The following is a 25,240-nucleotide window of genomic DNA, read 5'->3' on the forward strand; positions in this document are numbered from 1 at the left end:
TGTCAGCCCAGCTTGATCGAGCCGCCTTCCACACGCACCTCGGCCGCGGTGAGCCCCTGCGTGGCGGGGCCGTTGCGTACGCTGCCGTCGCTGATGGCGTACTTGCTGCCGTGGCAGGGGCAGTTGATCGTGCCGTCCGCCACTTCGTTCACCAGGCACCCCTGATGCCGGCACACCGCCGAGAACGCCTTGAACTCGCCTTTGGCGGGCTGCGTCACCACGACCTTGCGGTCCTTGAAGACCATGCCGCCGCCTTCGGGGATGTCCGCGGTCTTCGCCAGCACGGCCCCGCCACCGGCCGCGCCGCTGCCCGCGCTCCCGGAGCCCGCGCCCCCGTCCTTCGCCCCGCCGCCCCCGGACACCCCCGACGCCGAGGGTGACGCGGACGACGCGCTGTCGCCGTACCCGTCCGAGCCGTTCCCGCATGCCGCGAGTGCGGCGGCCAGTCCCGCCGCGCCGGCCGCCGCGACGACCGTACGGCGTGCTGTTCCCGCGTCCGCCCGTCCTGCTGATGCCTGCTGGGTCATGGTGTGCCTCCGGCTGTCGGTGCCTTGCCCGCCCCGGGGCGCCGTGCGCCGTGAGTGGTGCGTGCCACGTGGTGCGTGCGGCTCCTGGGCGTTGTGGAAGTTCCATACGGGCGGGCGGGCGCGGGCGTTCAGCTCTTGCCGAGCCGCCGAGCCGCCGAGAGATCGGGCGATTGAGTGGCCGAGTGGCCGAGTGGTCGGGCGCGGCGCGCAGGAAATCGCCCGGCGGCATGAAGAAGCCCCGCGGACGGGGGAACCGCGGGGCTTCGTTCGACAAGTGTACATGTGTTCAAGTGTTGTGCCCTGCGTACCGCCCGATCCACCCGATCCACCTGATCCGCGAGGCCCGCGCACGCTCCGGCGCCGATACCGGTGACGTGGGATGATGGGACCGTGACGCTGGAGGATCTCGTCCGGCTCCGCCGGGCCCGTGACCTGATGGACCGCGAGTACGCGAAGCCGCTCGACGTTCCGGCGCTGGCCCGTACCGCCCTCATGTCGGCGGGGCATTTCTCCCGCAGCTTCCGCGCCGCCTTCGGGGAGACGCCGTACAGCTACCTCATGACGCGCCGGATCGAGCGGGCCAAGGCGCTGCTGCGGCGGGGCGACCTGTCGGTGACGGAGGTCTGCTTCGCGGTCGGCTGTACCTCCCTGGGGTCGTTCAGCTCGCGGTTCACCGAGCTGGTCGGCGAGAGCCCGAGCGCGTACCGGGCCCGCTGCCATGACGACGGTGCCGCCATCCCGGCCTGCTTCGCCAAGATCTACACGCGACCGGTCAGGAACGGAGAAGCCAAGCCAGGACCCCGCCCGTAGCGTGGTCGGTATGGACATCAACCTTTCGACGTGTTTCATCGCCGTCGACGACCACGACAAGGCGCTCGCCTTCTACCGGGACGTGCTCGGCCTGGAGGTGCGCAACGACGTCGGGTTCGAGGGAATGCGCTGGGTGACCGTCGGCGCGCCGTCGCAGCCCGAGGTGAACATCGTTCTGGAGCCGCCCCTCGCGGATCCGAACGCCTCGCCCGCCGACCGTGAGGCCATGGCGGAACTCCTGGCGAAGGGGCTGCTGCGCGCCGTCATCTTCTCGACCGACGACTGCGACGGCGTCTTCGAGCGCATCCGGGCCGCGGGTGGCGAGGTGCTGCAGGAGCCGGTGGACCAGCCGTATGGTGTCCGCGACTGCGCCTTCCGCGACCCGTCCGGCAACATGCTCCGCTTCACTCAGGCCCGCAAACCGTGAGCACCCCGGCCCCCAAACCGTGAGCGCCCCGGTCCCTGAACGGTGAGCGCCCAGGTCCGTAAACAGTGAACACCCCGGCCCGCAAGGAATGAACGCGCCGGACGACACGTGAAAACAGCGGTCCGCTCCGCCCCGTGTGCGCACGAAGGACACGAGGGAGGGGCGGACGGCTGCTCTGGCTGGATAGCTTCTCGCGCAACATCCGCATCACCAGTCACACTTGTGTCGCACTCGTACCGCACGTATCGCACGTACCGCACGTGCACCGAACTCGTACCGCACTCATGACGCCTGGTGACACCTACTCAAAGGGCCACGCATGCACCCGGAAACGACAGGCCGTGGCAGTACACCTCCGGCGCCGGTGCGGGACAAGCGCACCACCGGGCGCGTTCCGCTGCGTGCCGACCTCAGGGCGGCTCTTCCCGACGCCGGTGCGGCGGTCGTGGTCACCGTCGCCGTGTTCGTCTTCCTGTACCTGCGGATGCGGTCCGGCGCGTCCGCGACGGTCGCGGTCATGCCCTTCATGGACGACCCCGGCACCTACTGGATGTATCTGCTCAGCCAGGCGTTCGGCTGGTCCGGGCTGCTGTGGGCGTGGGGGACGGTCATGTTCGGGCTGCTGCTGTCGGGCCCCGGGCCGGGCCGGCTGCCGGTGTCCCGGGCCGTGCTGGAGCGCTGGCACCGCACCACGAGCCTGACGACGATGGCGCTGATGTTCGCGCACGCGCTGATGTTCGCTGCCGAACTGGTGCGCGACGCGGGTGGGCTGGCGTGGGCGGCCCGCCTGTGGTCGGCGTTCGCGGACACGTTCGTACCGGGCTGGTACGACTCGGGGACCGGCAAGCTGGCCATCCCCATCGGCCAGGGCGCCCTGTACCTCGCCGTCCCGCTGGGCCTGCTCTTCTACGTCCGGCACCGCATCGGCGCGTCCACCTGGCGCCGCCTGCACCGCTTCGTCATCGTCGTGTACGTGCTGAGCGTCTGGCACACGCTGCTGTACGGCACCAACGTCTGGTACGACGGGTGGCCGCGTACGGCCCTGTGGCTGTTGCAGGTGCCCATTGCGGTGCTGCTCCTGCTGCGGCTCGTGCGACCTGCCCGGCGGGCCGAGCGCCTGGGGGCGCCCGGACGGCAGACGGGAGTCTTCCCGCTGCGCTGGACGGCTCGGGCCGCGGGCCGGGCCGCCGTCGTCGCCGTGGTCGTCGGGCTGCTGGCCGTGGTCCTTTCCGGTCACGACGGCGGGCGGCCCCGTCCCGACGCGCCGCCCGCGACCGCCCCGCCCGCTCAGGAGCCGGAGTGATCCGGTAGCGCGACGGCCGGCCGGTCGTGCTCGCCGGGCAGGAACGACACCTGCGGCGCTCCCGTACGGGGGTTGACGGCGACCTCGGCCGTCACGCCGTACACCTCGGCCAGCAACTCCTCGGTCAGCACCTCGGCGGGCGGTCCCGAAGCCGTCACCGTTCCCTCGCACAGCACGTGGAGGCGGTCGCAGTAGTACGCGGCGAGGTTCAGGTCGTGCAGGGCCACCAGGACCGTGGCGGGCAGTCGGCGCAGGATGCCGAGCACCGCCAACTGGTGCCGTATGTCGAGGTGGTTGGTCGGCTCGTCAAGGACCAGCAGGGAGGGCTGCTGGGCCAGGGCGCGGGCGATGAGGACACGCTGGCGCTCGCCCCCGGAGAGGCGGTCGAAGGGCCGGTCCGCCATGGCCGCCGCGTCCACCGAGCCGAGGGCCCACGCCACGAGTGCGGCGTCCTCGGCGCTGTCACCGTCGAGCAGCCGTTTGTGCGGGGTGCGGCCCATCGCCACGACGTCCCGTACGGTCAGGTCGAAGTCGGCGCCCGGCTCCTGCACCACGGCGGCCACCGTACGGGCGAGCCGCCGCACGGGCAGCGACCAGGCGTCCGTACCGTCCACGCGGACGTGTCCCGCGCTGGGCCGCAGGACGCGGTAGACGGCACGCAGCAGGCTGGACTTGCCGCTGCCGTTGGGCCCGACCAGGCCGACCACCTCACCGAGCCGGGCGGTCAGTGAGACGTCGCGCACCAGATGGTGCGCTCCGGCGGTGAGCGTGACGCTCTCGACGGCCAGTTCGGTCCCGCTCATGCCACTCCTCGGTCCGTCGTGCGGCGGGCGTCCCGGCGCATCAGCCACAGGAAGAACGGCCCGCCGCACAGCGCGGTCAGCACGCCGACGGGGATCTCCATGGGCGCGGCGACCGTACGCGCCGCGATGTCGGCCCAGATCAGGAACACCGCCCCGGCCAGCGCGGCCGCGGGCAGCACCCGGCGGTGGTCACCGCCCACGAACAGGCGCACGACGTGCGGCAGCATCAGGCCCACGAAACCGATCGGTCCGGCCGCGGCCACCAGGACGCCCGTGACGAGCGAGAGCAGGACGAACATCCGGGCCCGGAACCGGGCCACGTCCAGTCCCATCGTCGTGGCGGACTCCTCACCCGCCAGGAGCAGGTTCAGCGACCGGGCCTGGACCAGCAGGACGACGATGCCCAGCAGCAGCGCCGTGCCCGGCAGCCACAGCGTGCCCCACTGCACGCCGCCGAGACCTCCCAGGGTCCAGGCCAGGACGGCGCGGGCCTCGTTGCCGCGGTCGGAGGTCAGCAGCAGGATGTCCATGACCGCGGTGAGCACCGCCGCCATGGCCACGCCCGACAGCACCAGCCGCACCGAGGTGATGCGTCCGCCGGTACGGGCCGTGGTGTAGACGAGCAGCAGGGTCAGCAGCGCGCCGGCGAAGGCGGCGGCGGACAGCGACACCGGGCCGAGCAGGCTCACCCCGAAGACGATCACCGTCACGGCTCCCAGGGACGCGCCCGAGGAGACGCCCAGCAGATACGGTTCCGCCAGCGGGTTGCGGACCAGGGCCTGCATGGCCGTACCGATCACCGCGAGCCCCGCCCCCGTCACCGCGCCCAGGACCACCCGCGGGGCCCGCACGTTCAGCACGATGGTCTCCCGCGCCCGGGACCACCCCGGCTCCGTCCAGTCGGCGCCGAGCGCGTGGGTCACGATGCCCCACACCTCGCCGGGCGGCACGTGCACCGATCCGATCGCCATCCCCGCCGTGGCGGAGACCAGCAGCAACGCGCCGAGGACGACGAGGGTGACGGCGAAGGAACGGTTGCGCGGCTTCTCCCCGCGGCGGCCGGCGGTGACGACCGCCGCTTCGGCGGAGGCCGTCACCGGAACCGCGCGGGGTGCAGTGCGCGGGCCAGCTCCTCCACCGCGTACGGCGGCCGCACTCCCACGAGCGTCGCGGTCAGCGGCAGCACGACGAACCGTTTGTTCTTCACCGCGGGCACATCGGCGAGCGCGGGCTGCGACAGCAGGAACTTCTTCTTCTGCTCGACGCTCCCGGCTCCCGCGTAGTCATAGATCGCGATGACCTCGGGCCTGCGGTCGACGACCTGCTCCCAGGACGCGTCGCCGAAGACCTTGTCCAGGTCGGCGAACACGTTCCGGCCTCCGGCGAGACCGATGATCTCGGTGCCGAGGCTCTTGCCGCCGGCGGTGAACGCCGCCTTGTCGCCGCTGTCGTACACGAAGACCGGCACGGCGGGGGCGCCCTCGACGGCCTTCGTGGTCCGGTTCACCCGCGCCCGGAGACCGGCGGCCAGCTTCTCGGCCCGCTCCCGCACGCCGAAGACGGTGCCGACGGTACGGATCTCGTCGTACGTGTCCTGCATGGACACCTGCTTCTTCCCGCAGTACTCGCGGTTGAGGTAGGTGTCGATGCCGGCGTCGGCGAACGCCTTGCGCGAACGGCCCTCGTTCTCGGCGAACGCGCTGGCGTAACCGCCGTAGACGAAATCCGCACCGGCTTCCAGGACGGCCTCGAAGGACGGCTCCTTCTTCGCCAGTTGCGGAACGGCCGCGTAGTCCTCGCGCAGCTCCGGCAGAACGGCCGAGTCGGGGAACGCGGTGCCGATCATCCGGTCCTTGAGCCCCAGCGCCAGCATCAACTCGGCGGGGTGCTGATGGATGGTGACCACGCGGGCGGGCGGCTTCTTGTAGGTGGTACGGATACCGCAGTTGTCGATGGTGACCGGGAAACCCTTCGCCGCGGAGTCTGCGGAGTCGGAGTCCGCGGAGGCCGCGGGCTTCGCGCCGCTCGCGGAGTCCTTTGCCGCGCCGCAGCCGGCCAGCAGCACGGCGGACAGGGCCGCGGCCAGTGCCGCGGCGCGCCGGGTCCGGCGCCGCCGGGCAGCGGGGGGAGAGAAAGAGGGACGGGGCGTGCCGTCGTACACGTAAAGCCTCCTGCGGAGTCCGCGCTCCTCGGAACGGGCCCGCGACAGGCCAGTGTCCTGACTCCCGGATCGACGTTCCCCCGGCCTTCCCGCGCCGCGCGCAGTGGCCTTCCGCAGGGGTGCACTCCCCGGTCACAGTGGCGGGACCGTGCCGGAATCGCACCGGCTTCCTGTCTCCCGTCGCGGTGATGACCAGGTGATATTACGGTTGGTCGGGCCGAGGGCAAAGGGCGCGCGGCGGGTCCCCGCGCGCCCCGCGCCCCGGGGCACTGCCCGCGCCCTCCGTTCACTGCCCGCGGACCGCCCGGAGCACCAGCCGCTCGGCGTCCTGGTCGTACGGGCGGCCGTCGAAGCCGCCGAAGACCTCGACGCTCCCAAAACCGGCCTCCTCGGCCATCCGCCGCAACTCCACGGCGCTGTAGACGAACCAGACCAGACCGGCACGCGTCACCCGGTCGCCCCGCACGAGCACCCAGTCGCTGCGCAGGCGCGCCCAGTCGTCCAGCACCGTGTCGGTCTGCACCAGCAGGTCGGCACCCCGCTGGACGACCTTCGGGGGTGTGACCTTGCGGGCCAGCAGTTCCTTTCCGGCCACGTCCAGGAGCAGCGTTCCGCCGGGCACCAGGCAGGTGTGCATGGTGCGCAGCACGCGGGCGTTGTCGGCGGGGTCTTCGAAGTAACCGAAGGAGGTGAACATGCTGAGGACGACGTCGAAGGCCCCGGGCTCGGTGAACTCCCGCATGTCGGCCTGCGCGTACCGGGCCGTGACCCCGGCGTCGGCGGACCGTTTGCGGGCACGGTCCAGCATGGCCGGGCTGCGGTCCACACCCGTCACGCCGAAACCCCGGCGGGCGAGCGGGACGGTGAACACCCCCGGGCCGCAGCCCAGGTCCAGCACCCGGGACCCGGGCGGGAAGGACAGCAGGGGAGAGGTGTCGAGCAACTCCTCGGCCTGCGCGTAGCGCTGGTCGGAGAAGAGGAAGTCGTGGAACTCGGTCCAGAAATCATCGTCCTGGAATCCGCCCGTGTGCGTCATCGGGAACCGGTGTTCCTTCCGTGTGGCCGTCGTGGACAAGGTCGTGGGCAAGGGGAGCGGTGCCACGCCCGCGCCGCAGGGCGAGCAGGAGCGGCGGAAGCAGCACGCACTGGACCGCGGCGAGGAGCCAGAACCAGCCCGTGTGCCCGGCGCGTTCGCCGAGGCCGTACAGCTGCCCGCCCAGGACACCGCTGGCGCAGGCGCCCAGCCCCGCGGCGAGCCGCTGCTGCCCGAAGACCACGGCATCCGAGCGTGAACTGCGGCGCAGGGCCTCCAGATCGTTCTTGAGGAAGAGCACGATGTCGCCCAGAGTGATCAGGACACCGCCGGTCAGCAGGGCGGTCTTCGTGCCGTACGCCAGTACCGCCATCCCGGCCGCCAGCCCCGCGAACCCGATCGCCAGGGCGACGGGGTAGCGCATCCGCCGGATGGCGCCCGACGCCAGCGGCTGCACGACGATGACCAGGACGAAGCAGGTCAGGAGTACGAGGCTGTAGAACTCGCTGGAGGTGCGCTGCACGGCGTACACGGCGAGGTAGTGCTGGAAGTGGAAGTAGAGGTAGAAGGCCAGACCGTTGGCGACGAAAGGGAGGACGGCGACCCCGGCCAGCAGCCCCTGGCCACCCGCTCGCTCGGAAGCAGAAGCGGAAGCGGAAGGGGCAGGCGAAGCGGAACGGGAACGCACCGGTCCGGACCGCCCCCCTTCCGCCCCCACCGCAGGCAGCCGCACATGTCCCACGGCGACCACGGCGAACAGCGCCGTCACGCCGAGGAACAGCGGGCCGGGGGACGACAGCACGAACGGGCCCGCGACGAGCGGCCCCACGGCCATGCCCGCGTTGAGCGCCGCGTTGCCCGCGGACAGGAACGCCGGCCTGCGCTCCTCGGCCACCCCGTGCACCAGGTACGCCTTGTTGGCGGGCAGGTACAGCGCGGCGCCGCAGCAGGTGAGGATCAGTGCCCCCACCGCCATCGGAGGCCACCGCAGCGCCGCCAGGAACGCCGCGAAGCCCGCCGTGCGCACCACCAGCGCCCAGACCATCGTGCGGCGCAGCCCCACCCGGTCGGCGAGCGCCCCGCCGAGGATGCCGCCCGAGAACTGCACCAGGGACGCCGCGGCCAGCACCACCCCGACCGCGCCGAGGCCCATCCCCAGCCGCTCGTGCAGGAAGACCGACATGAACGGCAGGACCATGAAACTGCCGAGCGGGATCAGGAAGGAACTCAGCAGCAGGAAGCGCAGCGGCCCGGTCAGCGTGGACAGCGCGGTACGCAGCCCCGGGCCGCCGCCGGTACGTTCAGTCACCGCTGGCCCGGCGCACTGCCGTGTCCGTCGGGGGGAAGGGGTCCGTCAGGACGCGTACGGCGTTGGCGGCCGCGACAGCGCAGTGGGTGGCCAGTTCGGCCGTCTCGCCCTCCGCGTAGACGATGCCCGCGTAACCGCGGCTGTCGCCCAGGTGCTCGACGGGGTCGCCGACCTGCTTGACCGGGTACCAGACGGGGGAGCCCGGCATGTCCGGCAGCCGTTCGAGTCCGTCGACCCCGGTGAACACCCCTGGCCGCGCGGGGTATCCGAGGACGAAGGCGGAGGCCGGGCCGCCGGGCAGCTCCGCGTCCATCAGTCCGGGCCGGACGCCGAGCGCCGCCTCCACCATCGCCTCGTACACGTTGACGCCGAGCGCCCGGCACAGTCCCTCACCGACGAGCGCGCCGCCGATTCGCGGGTTGATCTCCACCACCTCCGGACCGGCGGTGGTCAGGGCGAACTCGACGTGGGCGAACCGGCCGGTGTAGCCGATGGCGGCGAGCACGCTGTCGAGCCACTGCTCCAGGGCGGCCCGGCGCGGTTCGGGGAAGGCCACGGGGAACGCGGTGATCTCCTCCCGGAAGTGCGGTTCGGGCGACATCAGCCGGCTGGAGACACCCAGCAGCCGTGTCCGTCCCGCCCAGGTGAGCGTCTCCGCGCTGTACACCGGTCCGGAGAAGTACGGCTCGGCGAACAGGCGGCCCTTCAGCTGCCGCCCGGCGGCCTCGGCCAGCGCCGTGTCCAGCTCCCGCTCGTCCCGCACCAGCCAGACGTTCTGGCTCCCGGTACCCGCGCTGTCCTTGAGGATCGCGGGCAGCCCCACGGCCTTCGCCACCAGCGCGGCCGCCTCCGGGTCGCCGCTGTCCGCCTCGGCCGCGCGGGACCGGGTCAGCCCGGCCTCGAACAGCCGGTCCCGTACGGCGGCCTTGTCCCGCGTCAGCCGGAGCACCGCGGGGTCGAGGCCGGGCAGTCCGAAGCGGGCGGTGAGTTCGGCGCCGACCAGCATCCAGGTGTCGGTGGAACTGATCAGCCCCCGCAGGTCAGGGGTGCGGCCGAGCAGCTCCGCCACCCGCTCCGTGTCGAAGGTGTCGGTCTCCACGACGTCGAGGGCGCCCGCGGGCAGCTTCGCCAGCTCGTGCGCGTAGTACGAAGGGTCGCGGGTCAGCAGCCGCAGCGGCTCGCCCAGCCGGGCCGCGGCGCGCGTCAGGTGTCCCAGTCCGAAGGTGAGCGATTCCAGGCAGACCACGGTCATGCGCAGGTCTCCTTCCGGCGCGTCGGCCAGGGGGCGCGGTTCCACGCCATCGTCGACCAGGGCATGGTCATCTCCGCGGGGCTGCCGACCTCCGTCGGCTTCAGCGTGGTGAGGTCGGCGGCCTCCCGGTGGCGGGCGTACACCCGCTCCACATAGCGGTGGCCGGTGTCGGCCCCGATCACCAGGTGGAGCCGGTCGGGGTGGCGGCGGGACTCGTACGCGGCGGTCAGGTACGCGGCGCCGGTGGACAGCCCGGCGAACACGGCGTGCTCGCGCAGCAGGGCGACGGCGCCGGACATGGCGTGGGTGAAGTCCATCCAGTGGACGGCGTCGTACAGGTGGTGGCGGACGTTGTCGAACGCGATCGAGGAACCGATACCGGCGATGATCGCCTCCGGGTCCTGGTGGTCCTGGCTCCCGAAGGTGACGCTGCCGAACGGCTGCACCCCGACCAGTCGCACGCCGGGGTCCCGGCGGCGCAGGTGCTCGGCGAGACCGCCGGTCGAGGCGCCGGACCCGACGCCGCCGACCACGGTCGGCGTGCGGTCCGGCAGGGCCGCGGTCACCAGGTCCGCGACCTCTTGGTAGCCGAGGTAGTGGATGGCGTCGTGGTACTGGCGCATCCAGTGGACGCCGGGCCGCTCGGCGAGGATCTCCCGCACCCGCCGTACCCGCAGTTCCTGGTCGAGTTTGAGGTTGCGCGACGGTCTGACCTGCTCGACCGTCGCGCCGAGGATCTCCAGCTGGGCGAGTGTCGTGGCGTCGACGGTGGTCGAGGCCACGATGTGGCAGCGCAGGCCGTAGCGGTGGCAGGCCAGCGCCAGGGCGTAGGCGTAGATACCGCTGGAACTGTCGATCAGGGTCTGCCCGGCGCGGATGGTGCCGCGGTCGAGCAGGTGCCGGACGGCCGCCAGCGCCGAGTAGATCTTCATCGACTCGAACCGCAGCAGGACCATGCCGTCCGTCAGCCGGACGAGGTCGGGGGCTTTGAGGGCGTCGGCTATGTGGGGGTGCGTCACGCGAAACCTCCTTGGGCGAAAGAGCACTGGTGGCCGAGCGATCGGAAGAAGGCGGACAGTTCGCCCTTCAGGGCCGGCGCGGGCCGGCAGCTGAAGAGGTAGCCGACGAGGGACCCGGTGTGCGCGACGAACAGACCGTCCGCCCCGAACTCCTCACGGTGGGCCAGTACGGCCTCGAAGGTGTGCTTGGGCAGCACCTCCTGGGACAGCGCGCCGCTGAAGGTCGCCGCCCTGGCGACGGCCGCCGGGTCACCCGAGGCGAAGCCCTTGAGGAGGTCCGTCAGACATTTCTCGTACTCCGCCGCACAGCGCCGGTAGTGCCGCTGGAGCAGCGGGGTGACCGTGGCGGTGTCCACCGTGCCCGGCTCCATGACGAAGGCGGTGTGGAAGCCGATACCGGTGCCGAGCCGCTGTACGACACGGTGCCGGCCGCTCAGGTAGAGCGCGAACTCGTCGAGGAACACGCTGTCGGCCCGCTCGATCTCCGACAGGATGCGGATGACGGCCCCGGCGTCGTACGGCAGGGAGAAGACCCGGAACAGACAGCGCAGCGTCGCCACGATGTCCGCCGTCGAGCTGGCCATGCCCACCCCGACGCGCAGGTCCGAGTGGGTGCTCCAGCGGCCGGACGGCAGCGTCAGGCCGAAGTGCTCCAGGAAGAGCCGCGCGGCCGTCGCCGCCTTCCCGCCGAGGGACGGCTCGTCACCGGCAGGGGCGCCGGGCGTGAAGTACACCCAGGAGTGGCGGTCCACGGGGAACGACACGATCGCGATGTCCCGGCCGGTGCCCGGACGCAGCGGCCCCTGGAAGAGTTCGCCCAGCGTCCCGTGGCAGACGCCGGAAGCCGGCCGCGTCGAGGTGCTGTCGGGCGCGGTCAGCATCGGACACCGGACAACGGCGGTGCCTGGACCGGCCATCGGCCGTCCCGGAGGTATGCAAGGTATGCCTCGGTCACGAACACGCCCTCTCTCACCGCACCCGGTCCGAGGAATGACCGGTGAGTGAGAGGGCGGCAGCGCCCGAACGCGCGCTGCTCCGCCTGCACCGCCGACCCAGCCCTCGAGGTCACCGTGGACAGCGCGTGCGCCCTTGCACGCGCGCAGTGGCAGGTATTCGGACTCGTGGGCACGTCGGCCGGGCCTTCCGGCGACACCTCGGCCGCCGTCGGCCGTACCCCTGGACGGGGTCCGGTGCCGTTGGCGGCGTTCGCTCCCACTCACCGTTGCGGGACAGTCCCGGACTCCCACCGGGTTCCCTCTTACGACGCGCCACGGGGGTGGCGCGAACCGACTGCGCACATCAGCGTAGAGGCGTTCCCGCCACCGCAACAGGGAGACCTGCGGGGTTGTCTCGATCGGCGCCGCTGACAGTGCGCGGGATGTGTGCCCTACCGGATCACCGTCGGGGGAGCCGGTCGCCGACGGCTCTCCCACGTGGGCGTTCCGCCCGTGGCCCCGCTCAAACATGTCACGTTGAGGTGGCTGGTCGCGGTCCTGATACAGATCCGCTCGCCGTGTCCGTAAACCGGTTCGGGCCTCCGGACCCCGGCCCGAGGGCCGCACGGGGGCCCTGTGACGGGTGAGGTGGCCGGTACCGGGCGCCTTCCCCGCCCGCCGATTCTTCCGGCCGACAAGAGGAACGGGTCGAAGACGGCGTCCGGCAAAGACATCATGAGCTTCGAGGCAGTTGATCGGCGTATCCCGAGGAGGCGTTGGCCATGCGTATCCCTGGTCCCGAGCCCAGGCCGGACGGCGGGGTGGGGGCGGTCGCGGCGGCAGGCGGACTGCACACCTACCAGCTGCGGCTGCACGAGGAGTACGGACCCGTCGTGCAGTTCCAGCTTCCGGGCGCGGACACGGCCGTGTCGGTCGCCGACCCCGTGCTGCTGGAGGCCACGGCCCACATCGACAAACGGCCGGAGCGGCTGTTCGCGTTCCTGGCCCCGCTGTGCGAAGCGGGCAACCTCCAGGTGCTGCCGGCCGACGAGCACGCCCCCTGGCGGCGGGTGCTGCTGTCGGTGCTGGCCGGGCGCCCGTCCCACGAGCGGCACTTCGCGCAGTTCACCGCGCTGGCGACGGACCTCGCGGACCGTTGGGGCGAGCAGGCGGGCAGCGGACCCGTCGCGCTGCAGAAGGATCTCACCGCGCTGTCGCTGCGGATGATCGGCGCGTACGCGCTCGGAGGGGACGCCACGGACCCGGAGCGCGTCGTCGCGGCCTTCGAGGAGGTGCTCACCGAGTACCTGGGGCGGCTCTACCAGGTACCGGTCCCGGGTACGCAGGAGGCGCGCGAGGAGCGGGCGGCGCAGGCCCTCGCCTACCTCCGCGCGACGGCCGACCGGGTGATCGCGGCGCACCACTCCGGCAGCCGCACGGACCGGAGCGACCTGATCGGGGCGCTCGTCGAGGCCGGAGAGCGCCCCGCGCGGATCCGCGACACCGTCCTGATGACGATGCTGGCCGCCCACCACACCACCGGAGTGGCGGTCTCCTGGACCCTGCACCTGCTGGGACTCCACCCCGAGGCGGCCGGACGCGTCGCCGACGAACTGGACGGGGTCCTCGGCGACCGCACCGTGCCGGACTACGCCGACCTGCGGCGCCTGACCTACCTGGACATGGTCGTGAAGGAGTCGATGCGGCTCTTCCCGCCCGGCCCGTACGGCGCGCGGGAGACGACCGAGCCCCTCGTCCTGGGCGGCCACGAGATTCCGGCCGGCACGACGATCTTCTATCCGTTCTGGGCCGTGCACATGAACCCCGATTACTGGCCCGCGCCGCAGGAGTTCGTCCCCGAACGCTTCACCCCGCAGCAGGTGGCCGGGCGGCCGAGGCTCGCGTACGTCCCGTTCGGCATCGGGCCGCGCAGCTGCGAGGGCGCCGCCCTGGCCATGGTCGAGACCGAACTGGTGCTGGCCGTCCTGCTCAAACGCTTCCGGTTCCGGCCCGCGCCGGGACACGAGGTGACACCGGTCGAACGGTTCGTGCTGTGGGCGGGCGACGACATCCGCATGCTCGTCAGCCCGCGCGGCGCGCGGCCGCAGGCGTGAACTCCGGGCGCGCGGCCGCCCGCCCATGAACTCCCGGTGCGCCAACTGGGCCTGGTGTGACGGGAGTACGGGTATGCATGCGGCGAGAATGCCGGTGCGAGCAGGGGAGTGGCCATGACGAAGTGGTTATTGGCGTTCGACGCGGGCTGCGGAGCGTGCAGCGATGTGGCCGGGCGGATCGGCGGTCTGGTGGGGGACCGGCTGACGATGGCGGGGCTCGGGGAGGAGCCGGTACGCGCCCTGCGCCGGAAGGCGCTGGGCGGCAACCCGCCGTTCGTTCCCACGCTGCTGGCCGTGGACGGCGACCGGGTGCGGGCGTGGACGGGCCCGGCGCTGTCGGTACGGCTGTGCCGCCTTCTGGGGCCGGTCGGCTCGCTGCGGGTGGTCCGGGCACTGAACCGGACCGATGTACTCGTGCACGGCGACCGGCGCAGGCTCCTCAAAGCCGTGCCGGGCCTGGCGCTGGGCGCGTTCCTCGTCTCCGGAGGGCTCGCCGCTCCGGCGATGGCCGCATCCGGGCGCCGGATGACGGCCGCCGGCGCGGAGGAATGGGCCGCCGGGCTCGAACGGCTGCCCAGCAGCTACCGGGAATTGACCGCGCTGCCGATGCCGCGGCGCCGCGCCGTGTACGCCAGGATTCCGGACCGCGCGAAGGCCGGCCTGTGGCTGGAGCACGTACAGCGCTACCGGGCGGCGCACCCCGAGCTGTCCGCTGAGCGGTCGGCGATGCTGGAGAAGGTCGCCGCGGCGATACCGGCCCTCTTCGCCGGGACCGGTGCCTGGGCGGCGGCGGACATCGACCGGCTGCGGGAGGAGTCGGCGGCGGTGCTGGGCCCCGACGTCTCCTTCGCCGCGCTCGGCGTGCTCGGCCCGGCCGAGTCGCCCGGCTCCGCTGCCTCCTCCCCGGACGCCCGCCTGCTGATGAACTGCGATTGCCACAAGGGGGCCAGCGGCTGCAGCTCCTGCGGCAACTCTCTCCCCTGTAAGGAGCAGCCGTCCGGCTGCGGGGTGCTGTGGCAGCAGAACTGCAACGGCGTGTGTGGTGGTTGAGGGAGCACCGGGCACTTGCGTGACGACGGTGAGGTGACGAGCCGGAGGCCACCGGCGCGCGGCCGAGCGCGAGCCGGTCCGCGAGGTGGCCCCGGCCTGTCATCGGTCTGCCACCGGCCCGTCACCGGCCCGCAGCGCCCAGGCCGCCAGGGCCTCAGGCCTGCCGGGCCGACGCCTCGCTCGTGGACTGCGTGTCCCGCTCCTGCCCGGCCGCGGCGGACCAGTTGGCGAGCAGCTTCAGGCCGTCCTCGGCGGCGGTTCCGGGGGGCGCGCTGTAGACGAGCATGCTCAGGCCGCTCTCGTGCGGCAGGTCCAGGAATTCCTGATCGAGTTCCAGGGGACCGACGAGCGGGTGGTGGAAACGTTTCGTCCGCTCACGGAAGACGTGCACCTCGTGGGAGTCCCACAGCATGCGGAAGAAGTCGCTCCGGGCGGAGAGTTCACCGATCAGGTCCGACAGTTCCCGGTCGTGCGGGTTCTTCCCCGCCTCGACGCGCAGCGCGCCCACGGTGAAGCGGCCCATGCGCTCCCATTCGGTGTAGAACCGCCGGGCCGCCGGGTGCAGGAACCCGAACCGGGGGATGTTCGCTCCGTAGGCCGGAGCGGCGTACAGGTCCGCGTACAGGGCCCGGCCCAGCGGGTTTGCGGCCAGGAGGTCGAGGCGGTTGTTCACCACGTACGCCGGCAGCTCCGGCATCCCCTCGATGATCCGGGCCACGCCCGGCCGCACCGTCGGCCGGTCCGCCCGCTGCCGGGTCCGCGTCGCGGGCGCCGGTCCGGCGGCGCGGGCGAGGTCGTACAGGTACATGCGCTCGGTGTCGTCGAGCCGCAGGGCATGGGCCAGGGCGTCCAGCACGCTGTCGGAGACACCTCCGAGGCTGCCGCGTTCCAGGCGCGTGTAGTACTCGACGCTCACTCCGGCGAGCGCGGCTACCTCGCCCCTGCGCAGTCCGGGCACCCGCCGCTGACCGTACGTCGGCAGACCCGCCTGCGCGGGAGTGATCCTGTCGCGCCGGGAGCGGAGGAACGCGCCGGCTGCTTCCCGGTTGTCCATGGGGACAGGGTAGGCGGCCCGCGCGACGGGTGGGGGACCCTGTCAGTACCCCTCACGGCAGAGACTCCCCCGCCCCGGCCGGCTCCTGTTGCATGCTCCCTGACGGCACTCGCTCGACACCGTGAAGGAAGCACCATGACCACCACCTGGTTCATCACCGGCACGTCCGCAGGCTTCGGGCGGTTGCTCACCGAACGCCTCCTGGCCCGTGGCGACCGTGTCGCCGCGACCCTCCGCAGGCCCGAGGCCCTCGACGGCCTCCGCGCGGAGCACGGCGACCGGCTCTGGACCGCCCGGCTCGATGTCACCGACACCGAGCGGGTGCGCCGCGTCGTGGACGACGCGTTCGAGGCCCTCGGCACGATCGACGTCGTCGTGAACAACGCCGGCCACGGCCTCCTCGCCTCCGCCGAGGAGGCGTCCGACGAGCAGATCCGGCGCGTCGTCGACACCAACCTGTTCGGCTCGATCCATGTCATCCGTGCCGCCCTCCCGCACCTGCGCGCCCAGGGCAGCGGCCACATCCTGCAGGTGTCCACCGCGGGCGGCCAGACGACCTATCCGGGACTGGGCTACTACCACGCCTCCAAGTGGGGCATCGAGGGGTTCTGCGAGACCGTCGCGCGGGAGATCGCGCCGTTCGGCCTGGCCCTGACCATCGTCGAGCCTGGCGCGACGCCCACCAGGTTCGGCAGCTCGCTCGACACCGCACCGCCCCTGCCCGCGTACGAGAACACCCCCGCGGCCGAGACCCGGCAGGCGTTCCTGGGCGGGTCCTTCCCGGTGCCCAACAGCGCGGAGAAGATCGCCGAGGCGATGATCGACCTCGTGGACTCCGGCGGGGCTCCGCTCCGTCTCCCGCTCGGCCCCGATACCTACGAGGACGTCCGCGCCGCCCTCGTCGGCCGGCTCGCCGAGCACGAGGCCCATCAGGACGTCGCCCGCTCGGTGGCGGCCACCACCGCCGGGTGATCTCGGCCGCGCCGCCGCCGATCGCCTCCCGGCCGCCGATCGCTCCCCGGCCGCCGTGTGCCGCGTTCCACGGGTCCGGGATGATGGGCCGGTGGGAATGCGGATAGCGGTGCTCGGGCCGGTGCGGGTCTTCGACGGAGAGGGGACGCCGGTCGGTATCGGGGGCGCGAGACCGCGCATGCTGCTGGGCCGACTGGCGCTGGCGGCGGGCGACATGGTGTCGCCCGACGCGCTCATCGACGGCCTGTGGGGCACGCGCCCTCCCGCGGACGCGCTCAACTCGCTGCACGCGCTGGTGTACCGGCTGCGCAAAGCCCTGCCCGACGGCCAACTCCTGGAGTCGACCGGGGCGGGCTACCGGCTCGCGGTGCCCAAGGAGCACGTGGACGTCGCGCGTTTCGAAGCGCTGGCGGCGCGGGGCGAACGCGAGCTCGCCGCGGGGACGCCCCAGGAGGCGGCTGCCCTGCTCGGCGAGGCTCTCGCACTGTGGCAGGGACCCGCGCTGGCCGATGTGCGGGAGGCTCCGTACGCCGGTCCGGCCGGTGCCAGGCTGGAGGAACTGCGTACCGCGGCGCTGGAGAACCGCTGCGAGGCGGAGCTGCGGCTCGGCCACCACGCGGGCGTCCTGGCCGACCTGGAGGCGGCCTCCGCGGACCACCCGCTACGGGAACGGCTGGCCGCGCTGCGCATGCGCGCCCTGCACGCGGCAGGCCGGCAGTCCGACGCGCTGGCCGTGTTCGAGGACGTACGCCGCAGGCTCGCCGACGAGCTGGGTGTCGACCCCTCGGCCGGGCTCCGCGAGGCCCACCTCGCCGTGCTGCGCGGCGACGAGAAGCCGCCCGCCGCACGGGTCGGGCCGGCGCCCGGCCGCCTGCCCGCGCGGCTGACCTCGTTCGTCGGCCGGGGCAGCGAAATGGCGCTGCTGGACCGGCTGATGACGGCTTCCCGGCTGGTCACCGTCGTCGGCCCCGGCGGTGTGGGCAAGACACGGCTGGCCGTGGAGGCGGCGTCCAGGCACCGGGCCCACCGGCAGGGCCGGCTGTGGTTCGTCCCGCTGGCCGGGGCGAGCGGCCCTGACGGGGTGTTCGACGCGGCACTCGGCACGCTCGGCACACCGAACGCGCCGCGCCCGCCCGGCGACAGCCGTACGGACCCGCTGGACCGGGTGGCCGACCTGCTCGGCGGCGGCGAGGCGGTGCTCGTCCTCGACAACTGCGAGCACCTCGTCGACGCCGTCGCGGAGTTCGCGCAGGGCGTGCTCGAACGGCGGCCGCGGCTGACCGTCCTGGCCACCAGCAGAGAACCGCTGGAGGTCATGGGCGAGACGCTCTGCCGCCTCGGCCCGCTGCCCCTTCCCCGCCCGGACGCGGAGCCCGCCGAGGCCGCCGCGTCGGCCGCCGTACGGCTCTTCACCGACCGGGCGACGGCCGTCCGGCCCGGCTTCACGCCGGACGCCGCCACCCTGGGCGCGGTGGGGGAGGTGGTGCGCAGGCTCGACGGGCTGCCGCTCGCCCTGGAGCTGGCCGCGGCACGGCTGCGGTCGATGAGCGCCGAGCAGATCGCGCGGCGGCTCGACGACCGGTTCCGCCTGCTGTCCACGGGCAACAGGGCGGCGCAGCCGCGCCAGCGCACCCTGCACGCGGTGATCGGGTGGAGCTGGGAGCTGCTGACCGGCCAGGAGCGGACGCTGGCACGGCGTCTGGCGGTGTTCCTCGCGCCGACCGGGCCCGAAGCGGTCGAGGCGGTCTGTTCGGACGGGACACTCCCGGCCGGGGACATCCCCTACGTACTCGGTTCGCTGGTCGACAAGTCCCTCGTGGAACGGGCCGGGGACGGCTACCGGATGCTGGAGACCGTACGGGCCTACGCGGCGGAGCAACTGCTCGGGGCGGGCGAGCGGGACGCGGTCCGGGACCGCCTCGTGCGGCACTTCGCCGACCTGGCCGAGGAGCACGAGCCGCTGCTGCGCTCCGCCCGGCAGCACCGCTCGTTCGCGCTCTTCGCGGCCGAGTACGACAACCTAGTGTTCGCGCTGCGGACGGCCGTCGACGGACGGGACGCGGACGCCGCCGCCCGGCTCCTCGGCCCGCTCTACTGGTACTGGAACTCGCTGCGTCACGACGTCCGGGCCGAGGCCCTGGTGGCCGGAGTGTGCGAGCTGGGCGACGCGCTGCCCGCGGACGCCCGCGCCGCCTTCACCGCGATCCGCCTCCTGACCGGCACCGCCGACCCGGCCCCCGACGCCGGGCGGGTGCGCGCCGTGATCGAGGACTGCACACGCACCGGCGCGCTGGAGCGCTATCCGATGCTGCTCCTGGTGACCCTTCCGACGGGCCGTCTGCTCGGCCTGGACGAGCTGGTCGGACGCCTGACGCGGGAGGTGCGCGGACGCCGGGACCGGTGGGCCGTCGCCTGTACGCACCTCGTGGACGCGATCACCCATCACGACCGCGGCGACTGGGAGGGCCTCGCGAGCGCGACGGCCGGCGCCCTGCGCGAGTTCGAGGCCACGGGCGACGACCTGTGTACGGCGATGGCGCTGGCAGGCGTGGCGCGGGTGCACTCCGTCCGCGGAGAACACGGGGAGGCGGTCGCCGCTTACCGGCGCGGGCTCGCCCTCGTACCCCAGGACGAGGTCCAGTACCGGCTCGGGCTGGCCGCCGAACGGATGCGCGGCGGGGACCTGGAGGGCGCGCGGCACGACATCGAAAGGGCCGAGCAGGCGGCCCGGGAGCGCGGCGACGACCTCCAGCGGATCGCTGCCCTGGCCTGCCGGTCCGAACTGCACCGCCGTGCCGGTGAGCTGGACAGGGCCGACCAGCTGCTGAACCGGATGGAGCAGCTCGGGCGTGAGGCGTCCCTGCCCGGCGAGGCGGTGGAGGACTGGACCGCGCCGGCGAGGATGGCGAACCTCCTGGCGGCCGGTGACGCCGTACGGGCGCGCGAGCTGCTGCCCAGGGCCGTCCGGGCGGCCTTCGCCCACCGGAACATCGCGCCCGCCGCCCAGCAGCTGGCCGGGCTGCTGCTGGCGGAGGGCGACCCGGCGGGCGCGGCCACCGCGCTCGGTACGAGCCGGGCCGTCCGCGGCGCCTTCGACGACGGCGACCCGGAGGTGCGCGAACTCGCCGCCGAACTCGCGCGACGGCTCGGCCGGGCGGCGTACGGCACGGCGTACGGGCGGGGCGCCGCCATGCCACGGCAGGAGGCGATCGACCACCTGCGCCGGTCGGCCGACGGCCGCTGACAGCAGCGCACCCGGCCTGTCAGCGCACGATCAGAGCGCTGTCATCGCCGGTCGGCACTGTCGTGTCCGTACCGCAGCAGCGGGCGGACAGCCGGGTCCCACCAGGGGGCCCGCGGCGCCCGCCGGGAGGAGACCGACATGACGAACTCCGCGAGCAGCAACCGCGAGCAGATCCAGCAGGCGCTCGACTGGGCGGTGGCCGAGGTGGCCGTGCCCGGCATCGTCGCCGAGGTCCGGGACGCGGACGGGACGTGGTTCGGCTCCGCGGGCGCCGCCGACCTGGTGTCCGGCCTCCCGCGCCAGGAGGGCGAACACGTGCACGTCGGCAGCGCCGGCAAGGCGTTCACGGCGGCCACGGTGCTGCAACTGGAGGCCGAGGGACGGCTGAGCATCGAGGACACGGTCGAGCGGTGGCTGCCCGGCGCGCTGAACGTCAACGGCTACGACGGCAACAAGATCACCATCCGGCACCTGCTCAGCAACACCAGCGGCCTGTTCGTCACCGGACTGGCGCCGGAACTGTCGAGCCGCTACGCCACCCGCTCCACGTTCGCCGAGCACCGCTTCGACACCTGGACCCTGGACGAACTGCTGGAGCTCACGGTGTCCCAGCCGCCGATCCACGAGCCGGGCACGGCCTTCGCCTACTCCAACGGCGGCTTCTACCTGGCCGGCATGATCATCGAGAAGGTCACCGGCAACACCTACGCCGAGGAGGTGGCGCGCACCATCGTCCAGCCCCTCGGCCTGACCCACACCTACGTGCGCCCCGCCGACGAGACCGGCTACCCGGAACCGCACCCGAAGGGGTATTCGAGCCTGTTCCTGAAGGACGGCGCCGACCCCGCGGCCGTCACCGCCGACAACTGGGAGTCGATGTTCGAGGAGCCCGGCCTCCCGCCCCTCGACGTCACCGAGTACAACAGCTCCTGGGCCTACGCGGCCGGCAACGTCATCTCCACGACGGGCGAGATGCTCCGGGTGTTCAACGCCTTCGCCTCCGGCAGCCTGCTCCCGCCGGCCCAGCACCGCGAGATGTGGACCATGCTGTCCACCGAGGGCGGCAACTGGATGCCCCACGCCACGTACGGCCTCGGCGTGTTCGAACTGGACCGGGCGGTGACCGGCGGCGTGCACCTCCGCGGTATCGGCGGCAGCATGCAGGGTTCCCACCTCGCCGCCGTCGGCACTCCCGACGGCGAGCAGACCATCGTCGTGCACACCAACACCGAGTTCAAGACCTGGAAGGTCCTGTTCAAGGCCCTGGAGGCGGAGTTCGGCATCCCGCCCGTCCAGGGGCTGTAGCGGCGGGTCCCGGCCCCGGCTCCGGTCGCGGCTCCGGCCCCGGCTCCGGCCCCGGTCGCGCATGCCGCGGGCCGGGGCCGGCGGGCGTCTTCGGTGCTCGGTGACCGGATGTTTATGCGATTGATCCTGGTTCCCGTACAACCGTGGGGATGCTCACCCATAAAGGCCGGTTAAATGTCCAGTTTGTTGGCATAGCGCCTTCTTGCCAGGTCGAGTGTGAAGATCCCTTCCTTTACGGTCGACGGGAGGGCTTCGCGTTTTTCGAGCCGAGCCAGTGCGCCCTGTGCGAGCCCTTTATGCGGCGCCGGTCGGCAGATGTATGAGCAGGGGAACCCCAAACATGAAGAACCTCGGTGAACCGAGGATGCGCAAGCGTGCCCGCTGGTGCGCTCTGGGCGCGGCGACGATGATTGCGTGGACATCGTTCGGAGCGTCGGCGACGGCGGCACCGAACCGGGACAACGTCGAGTTGGCGTGCGGCGGTTCGAAATACAAGTTCACGTTCCACTGGAGCTCCAGCCTCAACGGTTCGTGGCGGCACCTCGGCTATTCGGAGTGGAACCTCGGATCGGTTCCGCAGGCCGGCACCATCAATGCCTCCGGGCCGCTGACGTTCTGCCCGCGCAAGGGCCGCGGATCCGGCCAGAGCATCATGAACAATTCCACCGCGGCCGAGAACGGCCATTCCAAGTACCGCGGTTGGGTCTACTACAACAGCGGTTACAAGGGCGCGGTCGACAAGGTCCCCACCTTCTCGTCCATGCGCCTGAAGAAGACGTTCAACAACAACGCGTCGTTCCAGTGGAAGAGCTGAACCGGAACAGCGGGTGATCCCCGGCCGTTCCGCCCCCTTTGCCGTGCAGAGCCGGGGCGGGACGGCTCGACGGGGCTGTGTACCGAGGTAAAAATGGAGTGTGTAGGCGTGCGACAGGTACTGCGCGTGAGGCCGAAGGGCAGGGCGGTGCTCGCAGCCGCGCTGGTACTGGGCGCGGCGACGGGCTGCTCCTCGGCCGGGCAAGAGGGCGGCGCAGCGTCGCAGCCGGCACCGGCGAGGAGCTTCGACGCGGCGGATCCCGCGACGTGGACGTTGCCCATCGAGGCGTACCTCCCTTCCGAAGGGCAGGACCGGCAGGCGGCGAAGGCGAAAGAACTGCTGATCGCCGACTGCATGAAAGACCTCGGTCTCGACTGGAGCCCGGCACCGGATCTCCCGGACATGGGGCCCAAGACGCTGACCGACTGGCGTTACGGCATTCATGACGCGGCGCTGGCGAAGAAACGCGGCTACAAGCCCGATGCCGCGGAACAGGCCGCTTATGACAAGGCCATGGAGGCCGGGGCGCTCGACGAAGACGCCGGGAACGGCGGCACGGCCGAGGCCGCGCTGCGCGGCAGCAGAACCGAGATCAACGGAAAAGCCGTGCCGAAGGGCGGTTGCGCGGGCCGGGCCGCCTCCCGGCTCGGCAGTGACGGGACCGAGTTCTCCGAGGCCGCGCAGCGGATCGGCAACGACGCTTTCGTACGGTCGAAGCAGGACCCGAAGGTCGTCGCGGTCTTCCGGGAATGGTCCTCCTGCATGAAGGACAGCGGCTATTCCTACAAGGAGCCCCTGGACGCCAGCGACGACCCGCGATTCTCCGCACCCGACGTCAGCGGACTGGAGATTTCCACCGCGCTGGCCGACCTCGCATGCCGCAAGCGCCACGCCGTCGCCAGAACCTGGTTCGACGCCGAGAGCGCACTGCAACAGCAGGCCATCGAGAAGAACGCCGAGAACCTCGACCGGATCAAAAAGAGCCGCGATGCCATGGTCAAGAAGGCATCGTCCCTTCTCGCCGGAACCGCATGAGGAAGACAGCCATACGGAAGACGGCCATGCGGAAGGACGTCACTCGGCACGCGGCCGGGGAACGCGCCGGGCCGCGTACCGGACTGGCCGGCCGCCGACGGGCGCTGATCGTCGTGGTCACCGGTTCCCTCGCGCTCGGCGCACTGGGGCTGGGAGCCGCCGCGGTCATCAAATCCCCCGCGCAGGTGGCGGCGGACACCGCGCCCCCGCCCCGGGACACGCTCACCGCGCCGGTGGAACGGCAGCCCCTGTCCCGCACCCTCGTGACGCGGGGCAGCGTCGTCGCCGCCCAGACCGTCGACATCGCCGCCGGTGACCCGGCGGGCGAGGACACGGGCCGCGCGGTGGTCACCAAGGTGAAGGCGAAGGCCGGTGATTCCGTGACCGGCGGCCGGGTCCTGCTGGAGGTGTCGGGACGGCCGGTCTTCGCGTTGCCCGGGGCGCTGCCCGCGTACCGGGACCTGAGGACAGGGGCGCGGGGCGAGGACGTGGCGCAGCTGCAACAGGCGCTGGCCACGGCCGGTCATCCCACGGGAGCCGACCGGGCGGGCGTCTTCGGCGCGGGCACCCGACGTGCGGTGACGGCGCTGTACGCGGCAGCGGGCTACGAGCCGGTGTCCGACGGCGCCGAGGGCGGCAGCGCCGCCGGAGGCGGGAAGGAGGGCGCCGCGAAGAACGGGAAGAGCCGCTCCCCGGGGAGCGGAAAGGCGGAGCCGCCGGCCGCCGGTGTCGTGGTGCCGATGTCCGAGGTGGCGTACTTCAAGGGGCGCACCGCCAGGGTGGATTCGGTCGCGGCCGAGGTCGGCGCGGAAGCGGACGAGAAGCTCATGACCCTCTCCGCGGGCGCGTTGCGGGTCACCGGTGAGGTGGCGCCGTACGAGAGGGAACTCCTCCGGCCGGGCCGGCAGGTCCGGATCCTCGCGGAGACCACCGGGCGGCAGGCCGTCGGGAAGATCGTCTCCGTGGCGGGTACGCCGACGGTCCGCAAGGGCGGGTCCGCGGACGGGAGCGGAAGCGACGGGCAGCCGGACGGCGGCGGTTACGCCGTGGAGATCGAGCCGGACCGGCCGCTGCCCGCGGACATGGCGCATCAGGACGTACGGCTGACGATCACCGTCGCGTCCACCGGCGGCAAGGTGCTGTCCGTACCCTCGTCGGCGGTCTCCGCGGGCGCCGACGGGCGGACCACCGTGACGGTGCGGGAGACCGGCGGCGAACACCGCCGCGTCGAGGTACGGGTGGGCATGTCCGGTGACGGCGTCGTGGAGGTCACCCCGGCCGACGGGGCGAAGCTGACCGAGGGGGAGCAGGTCGTGGTGGGCGTGAGCGCGCGGCGTGGCGCCGGAGAGGACCGGCGATGAACGGCGGCCAAGGCGCCTGCCCCGTGGTGGAATTCCGCGGCGTGGGGCTGACCTACCCCGGACCGCCCCCGGTGGAGGCCCTCAGGGCGTGCGACCTGACGATCGGCCGGGGCGAGTACGTGACCGTCGTCGGCCCTTCCGGCTCGGGCAAGTCCACCTTCCTGAACATCGTCGGCCTGCTGGACCTGCCGACGACGGGCCGCTACCTGCTCGACGGCACCGACGCGGGCGCGGCCAAGGACGCCGAACGTACCGGCCTGCGCGGGACGCGTATCGGATTCGTCTTCCAGGCCTTCCACCTCCTGCCGCACCGCAGCGCCCGGGAGAACGTGGAGCTGGCGATGCTCTACCGGCGCACCCCGCGCCGCGAGCGCTGTGCGCGTGCCGCGCAGGCGCTGGAGCGGGTGGGGCTGGCACACCGAGCGGAGGCGCTGCCCACCAGGCTCTCCGGCGGGGAACGCCAACGCGTCGCCATCGCCAGGGCGTTGGTGTCCGGCCCGTCCCTGCTGCTCTGCGACGAACCCACCGGAAACCTCGACTCCGCGACGGCAGCCGCCCTCCTCGACCTTCTGGACGCCCTGCACCGGGACGGCATGACCCTCGTGGTGATCACCCACGACGCCCAGGTCGCCGCCCGCGGACAGCGCACCATCACCATCCGCGACGGCGTGCTGACCGACACCTGCCCCACCGGAACCGCCTCATGACCACG

General features: G+C 72.5%; 22 protein-coding genes and 2 riboswitches. Of the genes, 12 read left to right on the top strand and 10 right to left on the bottom strand.

Annotated elements, in window-relative coordinates; all coding sequences use genetic code 11:
- Positions 1 to 2: 2 nt before the first annotated feature.
- Positions 3 to 527: a Rieske (2Fe-2S) protein gene (locus A6A06_RS11040; RefSeq protein ID WP_073761043.1), complete on the bottom strand. Its 525-nt coding sequence runs from the start codon at positions 525 to 527 to the stop codon at positions 3 to 5.
- Positions 528 to 917: 390 nt separating this feature from the next.
- Here A6A06_RS11040 and A6A06_RS11045 point away from each other — a divergent pair, with 390 nt between their 5' ends.
- The 3 genes from A6A06_RS11045 to A6A06_RS11055 all read left to right on the top strand — a co-directional run bounded on the left by A6A06_RS11045 (position 918) and on the right by A6A06_RS11055 (position 3,067).
- Complete coding sequence (locus tag A6A06_RS11045) at positions 918 to 1,337, top strand: helix-turn-helix domain-containing protein (protein ID WP_073761044.1); 420 nt, start codon at positions 918 to 920, stop codon at positions 1,335 to 1,337.
- 10 nt (positions 1,338 to 1,347) lie between these two features.
- The gene (locus A6A06_RS11050; RefSeq protein ID WP_073761074.1) at positions 1,348 to 1,764 is read left to right on the top strand and encodes a VOC family protein; all 417 of its coding nucleotides are present in this window, start codon (positions 1,348 to 1,350) and stop codon (positions 1,762 to 1,764) included.
- Between the two features lie 319 nt (positions 1,765 to 2,083).
- The gene (locus A6A06_RS11055; protein WP_073761045.1) at positions 2,084 to 3,067 is read left to right on the top strand and encodes a ferric reductase-like transmembrane domain-containing protein; all 984 of its coding nucleotides are present in this window, start codon (positions 2,084 to 2,086) and stop codon (positions 3,065 to 3,067) included.
- Here the strand turns inward: A6A06_RS11055 and A6A06_RS11060 are convergent.
- From A6A06_RS11060 to A6A06_RS11095, 8 genes are all read right to left on the bottom strand, one after another.
- Positions 3,052 to 3,870 (bottom strand): ABC transporter ATP-binding protein, encoded by an 819-nt coding sequence (locus A6A06_RS11060; protein WP_073761046.1) that lies wholly within the window; start codon positions 3,868 to 3,870, stop codon positions 3,052 to 3,054. The two genes, A6A06_RS11055 and A6A06_RS11060, sit on opposite strands and share 16 nt — an antisense overlap.
- Positions 3,867 to 4,967, bottom strand: a complete 1,101-nt coding sequence (locus tag A6A06_RS11065; protein WP_073761047.1) for a FecCD family ABC transporter permease — start codon at positions 4,965 to 4,967, stop codon at positions 3,867 to 3,869. Before A6A06_RS11065 ends, A6A06_RS11060 begins: the two co-directional genes overlap by 4 nt.
- On the bottom strand, positions 4,964 to 6,031 hold the full coding sequence (locus tag A6A06_RS11070) for an ABC transporter substrate-binding protein (RefSeq protein ID WP_073761048.1): 1,068 nt from the start codon (positions 6,029 to 6,031) through the stop codon (positions 4,964 to 4,966). The genes A6A06_RS11065 and A6A06_RS11070 overlap by 4 nt, the downstream gene beginning before the upstream one ends.
- Before the next feature lie 30 nt (positions 6,032 to 6,061).
- Positions 6,062 to 6,243: riboswitch (cobalamin riboswitch) on the bottom strand.
- Positions 6,244 to 6,317: 74 nt separating this feature from the next.
- On the bottom strand, positions 6,318 to 7,067 hold the full coding sequence (locus A6A06_RS11075; RefSeq protein WP_073761049.1) for a class I SAM-dependent methyltransferase: 750 nt from the start codon (positions 7,065 to 7,067) through the stop codon (positions 6,318 to 6,320).
- The gene (locus A6A06_RS11080) at positions 7,036 to 8,373 is read right to left on the bottom strand and encodes an MFS transporter (RefSeq protein WP_073761050.1); all 1,338 of its coding nucleotides are present in this window, start codon (positions 8,371 to 8,373) and stop codon (positions 7,036 to 7,038) included. The genes A6A06_RS11075 and A6A06_RS11080 overlap by 32 nt, the downstream gene beginning before the upstream one ends.
- On the bottom strand, positions 8,366 to 9,625 hold the full coding sequence (locus A6A06_RS11085) for an ATP-grasp domain-containing protein (RefSeq protein ID WP_073761075.1): 1,260 nt from the start codon (positions 9,623 to 9,625) through the stop codon (positions 8,366 to 8,368). Before A6A06_RS11085 ends, A6A06_RS11080 begins: the two co-directional genes overlap by 8 nt.
- A complete protein-coding gene (locus tag A6A06_RS11090) occupies positions 9,622 to 10,644 on the bottom strand; it encodes a cysteine synthase family protein (protein WP_073761051.1) in 1,023 nt (340 codons plus the stop codon). The genes A6A06_RS11085 and A6A06_RS11090 overlap by 4 nt, the downstream gene beginning before the upstream one ends.
- On the bottom strand, positions 10,641 to 11,525 hold the full coding sequence (locus A6A06_RS11095; protein WP_073761052.1) for a GHMP family kinase ATP-binding protein: 885 nt from the start codon (positions 11,523 to 11,525) through the stop codon (positions 10,641 to 10,643). Before A6A06_RS11095 ends, A6A06_RS11090 begins: the two co-directional genes overlap by 4 nt.
- 206 nt (positions 11,526 to 11,731) lie before the next feature.
- A riboswitch (cobalamin riboswitch) is annotated at positions 11,732 to 11,951 on the bottom strand.
- A 410-nt stretch (positions 11,952 to 12,361) separates the two neighbouring features.
- Here A6A06_RS11095 and A6A06_RS11100 point away from each other — a divergent pair.
- Positions 12,362 to 13,693 carry a cytochrome P450 gene (locus A6A06_RS11100; protein ID WP_073761053.1) on the top strand — a complete coding sequence of 444 codons (1,332 nt, stop codon included), beginning with the start codon at positions 12,362 to 12,364 and terminating at the stop codon, positions 13,691 to 13,693.
- A 114-nt stretch (positions 13,694 to 13,807) separates the two neighbouring features.
- Entirely contained in the window at positions 13,808 to 14,743 is a 936-nt protein-coding gene (locus A6A06_RS11105; RefSeq protein WP_199930814.1) for a bacteriocin fulvocin C-related protein, read from the top strand.
- Positions 14,744 to 14,897: 154 nt separating this feature from the next.
- Here A6A06_RS11105 and A6A06_RS11110 read toward each other — a convergent pair whose 3' ends face one another.
- Entirely contained in the window at positions 14,898 to 15,797 is a 900-nt protein-coding gene (locus A6A06_RS11110) for a helix-turn-helix transcriptional regulator (RefSeq protein WP_073761055.1), read from the bottom strand.
- A 135-nt stretch (positions 15,798 to 15,932) separates the two neighbouring features.
- On the opposite strand from A6A06_RS11110, the gene A6A06_RS11115 reads away from it, so the two are divergent.
- The 7 genes from A6A06_RS11115 to A6A06_RS11145 all read left to right on the top strand — a co-directional run bounded on the left by A6A06_RS11115 (position 15,933) and on the right by A6A06_RS11145 (position 25,235).
- Positions 15,933 to 16,769, top strand: a complete 837-nt coding sequence (locus A6A06_RS11115) for an SDR family oxidoreductase (RefSeq protein WP_073761056.1) — start codon at positions 15,933 to 15,935, stop codon at positions 16,767 to 16,769.
- Positions 16,770 to 16,866: 97 nt separating this feature from the next.
- Positions 16,867 to 20,013: a BTAD domain-containing putative transcriptional regulator gene (locus A6A06_RS11120; RefSeq protein WP_073761057.1), complete on the top strand. Its 3,147-nt coding sequence runs from the start codon at positions 16,867 to 16,869 to the stop codon at positions 20,011 to 20,013.
- Positions 20,014 to 20,151: 138 nt separating this feature from the next.
- Complete coding sequence (locus A6A06_RS11125) at positions 20,152 to 21,318, top strand: serine hydrolase domain-containing protein (RefSeq protein ID WP_073761058.1); 1,167 nt, start codon at positions 20,152 to 20,154, stop codon at positions 21,316 to 21,318.
- Between the two features lie 340 nt (positions 21,319 to 21,658).
- The gene (locus A6A06_RS11130; RefSeq protein ID WP_073761059.1) at positions 21,659 to 22,132 is read left to right on the top strand and encodes a hypothetical protein; all 474 of its coding nucleotides are present in this window, start codon (positions 21,659 to 21,661) and stop codon (positions 22,130 to 22,132) included.
- A 108-nt stretch (positions 22,133 to 22,240) separates the two neighbouring features.
- Complete coding sequence (locus A6A06_RS11135; RefSeq protein ID WP_242440683.1) at positions 22,241 to 23,167, top strand: hypothetical protein; 927 nt, start codon at positions 22,241 to 22,243, stop codon at positions 23,165 to 23,167.
- A 26-nt stretch (positions 23,168 to 23,193) separates the two neighbouring features.
- Positions 23,194 to 24,528: a peptidoglycan-binding protein gene (locus A6A06_RS11140; RefSeq protein ID WP_073761061.1), complete on the top strand. Its 1,335-nt coding sequence runs from the start codon at positions 23,194 to 23,196 to the stop codon at positions 24,526 to 24,528.
- Positions 24,525 to 25,235 carry an ABC transporter ATP-binding protein gene (locus A6A06_RS11145; RefSeq protein ID WP_073761062.1) on the top strand — a complete coding sequence of 237 codons (711 nt, stop codon included), beginning with the start codon at positions 24,525 to 24,527 and terminating at the stop codon, positions 25,233 to 25,235. Before A6A06_RS11140 ends, A6A06_RS11145 begins: the two co-directional genes overlap by 4 nt.
- The last annotated feature ends 5 nt before the right edge of the window (positions 25,236 to 25,240 follow it).

The sequence above is a fragment of the Streptomyces sp. CB02923 genome (genome assembly GCF_001905005.1).
Taxonomy (GTDB): Bacteria; Actinomycetota; Actinomycetes; order Streptomycetales; family Streptomycetaceae; genus Streptomyces.